Below are 1,256 nucleotides of genomic sequence, written 5' to 3' on the forward strand. Positions count from 1 at the left end.
CCTCAAAAAGGAATTGGCTTCCAAAGACAGCAGGGAGGACAATGAAGAGAAACGACAGCTTGCCCTGATGGAAAAGAGCTATCAGATGGCAGCAAAGTATCTGCCCAAGACATCATCTGTCCCTCCGTCATTGGAGAATGCTTTTGCGAATGATAAAGGAAACACATCCACAATCACCGATATTGGAACAGAAAAGGGGCAGATGCAAGCAAACGCTCCAGTTATGGAGGTCTTGGCGGAACGTAAACAGGTGGTGTCTTCGCTCGGTCAGCCGATGAGCGATGCAGATTTCATCAAGGAATACGGCACGAAAGCACGCAACATGGGCTTCCATTCGCTAACAAGTACGGCTGCACCCACGATGCGCAACACGCTCAAAGTGGTGGTGGACAGAACGACCACGCTCAAGGAGGGCGACAATGTGGTGCTTCGTCTGCTGGAGACTGCCAAGGTGCAGGGACTGCGCATTCCACGTCAAAGCCGACTCATAGCCATTGCTAAGATTGAGGGCAACCGTATGCACCTGCTCATTAAGAGTATTGAGGTTGGTGGGCATATCATAGCCGTCAAGCTCTCGGCATACGACACGGACGGACAGGAGGGTGTGTATATACCCGGTTCGGAGGACATCAATGCGCTTAAGGAAGTCGGGGCGAACATCGGTGGTTCAATGGGAACCTCCTTTACCTTCGCTTCCTCTGCCAAAGACCAAATTATCTCCGAGGCTGCCCGTGGGGTGATGCAGGGTGCAAGTCAGCTGCTTCAGAAAAAGCTGCGCACTATCAAGGTAACGCTCAAAGGGGGCTATCGCCTTTTCTTGGTTCAGTCCAAATAAAACAATCAAAAATGACAAGTAAAAAATAACATCAAATCAACAGCAACAATGAAGAAACTTATTTTATCAATGGCTTTGCTCGCAACGATGGGAGCGACAGGCACGGCACAAGACCTCAACAACGGCACACCGCTTATGCCTAATCGTCCTCTCTCTTCTGGCGAACTCTTTCAAGGCATGACCCGTGCCATTCCTAATGGGCGTGTCGTCCTTCCCTACGGCTTGGACGTTACCTTCGACAAGACTGTGCATCTTATTTTCCCTGCTCCCATTCGCTATGTGGACTTGGGCAGCAATAACTTGATTGCAGGCAAGGCGGAGGATGCGGAGAACGTGCTGCGCGTGAAGGCTGCCGTGAAGGATTTTGAGACGGAAACCAACATGAGCGTGATTTGCGAAGACGGCTCGTTCTATGCTTTCA

2 protein-coding genes are annotated in these 1,256 nt (G+C 50.6%); both read left to right on the forward strand.

Going from position 1 to position 1,256, the window contains the following annotated elements:
- Positions 1-835: conjugative transposon protein TraM (gene traM / locus BN35_RS12545; RefSeq protein ID WP_044071605.1), on the forward strand; the 835-nt coding region annotated here is incomplete at its 5' end.
- A gap of 48 nt (positions 836-883) precedes the next feature.
- The coding region (locus BN35_RS12550) for a DUF4138 domain-containing protein (protein ID WP_036909370.1) at positions 884-1,256 on the forward strand (373 nt) is incomplete at its 3' end.

The sequence above is a fragment of the Hoylesella timonensis 4401737 = DSM 22865 = JCM 15640 genome (assembly GCF_000455445.1).
In the GTDB taxonomy this organism is placed as follows: Bacteria; Bacteroidota; Bacteroidia; order Bacteroidales; family Bacteroidaceae; genus Prevotella; species Prevotella timonensis.